Genomic DNA, 3,656 nt, shown 5'->3' with positions numbered 1-3,656 from the left:
CCACGTCTTGTTTCCAATCCTCCCGCTCACCGGCAGCATGCCGCGCGCGATGGCCGGCAAGCCGCCTTACGCGTGGGAGCCCGACAAGGGCGCCTTCATTGGTGTGATGAAGCGGAGCGGCGACATCAAGGACATCGTCTGGTTTCGCGGTGACGCCTGCTACGTCTTTCACATCATGAATGCTTGGGACGACGGTAGCCGGATCATCGCCGACGTGATGCAGTTCGACGAGCCGCCGCTGTTTCCGCATCCCGACGGGCGCCCGACCGATCCTGCGAAGTCTCGCGCGCGGCTGTGCCGCTGGAGCGTCGATCTGGCGGGGAGCAGCGACCGCTTCACGCAAACCTATCTCGACGACCTCACCGGCGAATTCCCCCGCATCGACGATCGCCGCGCCGGCCTGGCGAGCGGTCACGGCTGGTACGCCTGCGCCAATCCGGATGGGCCGCTGTTCGGCGCGCTCTCCGGGATCGCGCATGTCGACGGTGCCGGCAGGCGCCGGGCGACCTGGCTGCTGCCGGACGGCGACAGCCTGTCCGAGCCGGTGTTCGTGCCGCGCAGCCAGGACGCGGCCGAGGGCGACGGCTGGCTGCTCGCGGTGGTGTGGCGCGCCGCGACGAACACGTCCGACCTCGCGGTGTTCAACGCGAGCGGCATCGACGCTGGGCCGGCGGCACTGGTACATCTTGGCCACCGCGTGCCCGACGGCTTCCACGGCAACTGGGTCGGCGCGGCCTGACGCAGCATCGACACCGCCGGCCGCGCAACACCGCGGCCGTCCCCCGACATCGAGGATGCCAGCATGAAACACGCTTTGATCGAATTGGGCACCGACTTTTTGTCGGCCATTTTCTTTCTCGCGCTCTATCTCGCCACCGGCAGCGTGGTCATAGCGACGGCGGTCGCGATCGCGGTGGCCGTCGCGCAATTCGCCCACGCCAAGATCCGCGGCCGGCAGCTCGGCTTCATGACCTATGCGAGCCTCGGCCTGGTCATCGTGCTCGGCACGGTCACGCTGATCACCAACGACCCGCGCTTCATGTTCGCCAAGCCGGCCATCGCGCACTTCGCCGTCGGCATGATCATGCTGAAGCGCGGCTGGATGCTGCGCTACGTCCCGCCCGTCGTGACCGACACCATCCCGGGGGCCGTCACGGTGGCGGGCTATGCCTGGGCCGCGCTGATGTTCGCCCTCGGGCTCGGCACGATCGCCGTGGCGCTGACCGGTGATCTCAAGCTCTGGGCCCTCTACATTTCGGTCGTCGCGGTCGGCGCCAAGCTCGCGGCGTTCGCCATCCAATACGTCACCTTCCGCCTGCTGGTGATCCGCCGGCTTCGCGGCGCCCGCGCGACGGCCTGAGGCCGCGCCGGGCGTCGTCGCCCGCCTGGCGCGTCCACCTCGCTGCCGGCCGTCAGGACCGGCTGGCCGAGGGGCCGAGACGGGAAGACGCTCTGCTCACCCGGCGCCGATCGTTTCAAGCGATTGAAATAAATCACTTTTTAATCCCTCCTCACGATATTTTGACACTGTCAAGATTCTGCTTGACCGGGACCGGCTTGCCCCGTATTGATCTTGGCAGTGTAAAGATTGGCTCGGGAGGAGCCGCCGATGACGATCTTCCTCATCCTCGCCCCCTACGGCGTCTACGCGGCGCTGATGATGGTGGTCTCGGCCACGCTCAGCCTGGCGGTGGCCGCCGCGCTGTGCCTCGCGGTGGTCGCGCTGGACGTCGTCCAGGGCCGGTCGGTCAAGATCCTCGGCCTCGGCTCGGCAATCGTGTTCGCCGCCGTAGCAGCCTACCTCCAGCTCATCGATCCCCGGATGAGCCACTCGGCGGTGCGGCTCGCGGTCGACTGCGGCATTTTCGCGCTGTCGCTCGGCTCGATGCTGCTGCGCGTCCCCTTCACCCTGCAGTACGCGATCGAGGTCGTGCCGCCGGAAACGGCGGCCATTCCCGGCTTTCTGCGCGCGAATTACGTGATCACCGGCGCGTGGGCCCTTTCCACGCTGCTGATGATCGTCGGCAACCTGATGACGCTCTACGTCCCCGGCCTGCCCTATTGGACCGGCCTCGCCATTGCCTTTGCCGCACGCAACAGTGCACTTTATTTCACGCGCTGGTATCCTGAGTATCGTAAGACGAAGGACATCGCCGCGCAGACTGCCGCCGCAATGTCCGGTCAAGGTTCGTGACGGTTCTGCCCCAGGGAGACGTGCGTGAAAGACGTGTTTGCGAAGCTGACGGCCGATTTCCTTTCCGCCGCCGTCTTCTTCGTTCTGTACCTCGCCACCGACGATGTCGTGCTGGCCACCGCAACCGCCATCGCCGTCGCCGTGGTCCAGGTGATCTGGGCCCGTATCAAGGGACAGAGCCTGGGCTTCATGGCCTATGCCAGCATCGCCCTCGTCGTCGTGCTCGGCAGCGTGACATTGTTGACCAACGATCCGCGCTTCATGTTCGCCAAGCCTTCGATCGGCCATTTCGCCATCGGCGCCATCATGCTCAAGCGCGGCTGGATGCTGCGCTACGTGCCGGCGATCGTGGCGGAAACGATTCCCGAATACGTCACCGTCGCCGGCTATGCCTGGGCGTTGCTGATGTTCGCGCTCGGCCTCGGCACCATCGGCGTGGCGATGACCGGCGACATCAAGCTGTGGGCGATCTACATGACGCTGACCGCCGGCGCCAAGGTCGCGGCCTTTGCGCTGCAGTTCATCGCGTTCCGCCTCGTCATCGCCAACCGCCTGCGCACCGCCAGGGCGTGAGCAACGGCCTGAGCAAGGGCCGGAGCAAAGCCTGATCGGCGCATTGGGCTTATCGGCCAAGATGCGCTATAGGGGCGCCCGAAGGCCTTCGCGCATGATGCGTCGGGGCCGGGGATGCAACGCCAGGAGAACGATCGATGGCAGTGGACGGCAACTGGAATCTGACCTTGAACACGCCGATGGGCGAGCGCAGCGCGACCTTGAGCCTGAAGAGCTCGGGCTCGACGCTGACCGGCACCCAGGCTGCGGAAGGCGATTCCGCCGAGATCTTCGACGGCACCGTCAATGGCGACGAGGTCGCCTGGAAAGTCTCGATCACCAGCCCGATGCCGCTGACCCTCGACTTCAAGGGCAAGGTCTCCGGCGACAGCATCTCCGGCGAGATGGGCATCGGCTTCATGGGCAGCTTCCCCTTCACCGGTGCCCGCGGCTGATCCTTTGTAGGGTGGGCAAAGGCGCGCCGAGCTGCCTGATCAAGGCGAGATAGCGCGCGCGCCGTGCCCACCATTCTCTCCGAGCGTGCCGACCGACGGTGGGCACGCGTCGGCTGACGGCGCCGCTTTGCCCACCCTACGCTGCCTCGGCACCCTCCGCCGTCGTCCCGGCCTCCGAGCCGGGACCCATACGCCGCGGCGGATCTGATGGGCAAAAAAGCCAACCACCAGCCTGCCTCCAACCGCCGCCTGGGGGTATGGGTCCGGCTCGAGGCCGGGACGAGGGCGAGTTTTTCCGCCGGCATTTCCGCTTCACATCTCAAACAGCCCGGGACAAGCGTGCGCAGCCTCGCGGCGGATGACGCCCGAGGGATGCAACGTCATGCCCTTTGAAACGCAAAGGGCGCAGGGAAGGCCAGGCGTCGGCTGACGCCTGCGGCCCGCCTGCGAGAAAG

At 66.6% G+C, this 3,656-nt stretch carries 5 protein-coding genes; all 5 read left to right on the top strand.

The window, feature by feature from the left end; translation table 11 throughout:
* On the top strand, positions 1-739 hold a 739-nt coding region (locus BRAS3809_RS31480), incomplete at its 5' end, for a carotenoid oxygenase family protein (protein WP_035659793.1).
* Between the two features lie 63 nt (positions 740-802).
* The gene (locus tag BRAS3809_RS31475; protein WP_008966054.1) at positions 803-1,360 is read left to right on the top strand and encodes a septation protein IspZ; all 558 of its coding nucleotides are present in this window, start codon (positions 803-805) and stop codon (positions 1,358-1,360) included.
* A gap of 249 nt (positions 1,361-1,609) precedes the next feature.
* Positions 1,610-2,194: a hypothetical protein gene (locus BRAS3809_RS31470; protein WP_008966053.1), complete on the top strand. Its 585-nt coding sequence runs from the start codon at positions 1,610-1,612 to the stop codon at positions 2,192-2,194.
* Positions 2,195-2,218: 24 nt separating this feature from the next.
* Positions 2,219-2,767 carry a septation protein IspZ gene (locus tag BRAS3809_RS31465; protein WP_008966052.1) on the top strand — a complete coding sequence of 183 codons (549 nt, stop codon included), beginning with the start codon at positions 2,219-2,221 and terminating at the stop codon, positions 2,765-2,767.
* A 137-nt stretch (positions 2,768-2,904) separates the two neighbouring features.
* Complete coding sequence (locus BRAS3809_RS31460; protein WP_008966051.1) at positions 2,905-3,201, top strand: hypothetical protein; 297 nt, start codon at positions 2,905-2,907, stop codon at positions 3,199-3,201.
* Positions 3,202-3,656: the final 455 nt, after the last annotated feature.

The sequence above is a fragment of the Bradyrhizobium sp. STM 3809 genome (assembly GCF_000239795.1).
Classification (GTDB): Bacteria; Pseudomonadota; Alphaproteobacteria; order Rhizobiales; family Xanthobacteraceae; genus Bradyrhizobium.
This window is presented reverse-complemented; position numbering and strand designations above follow the sequence as displayed.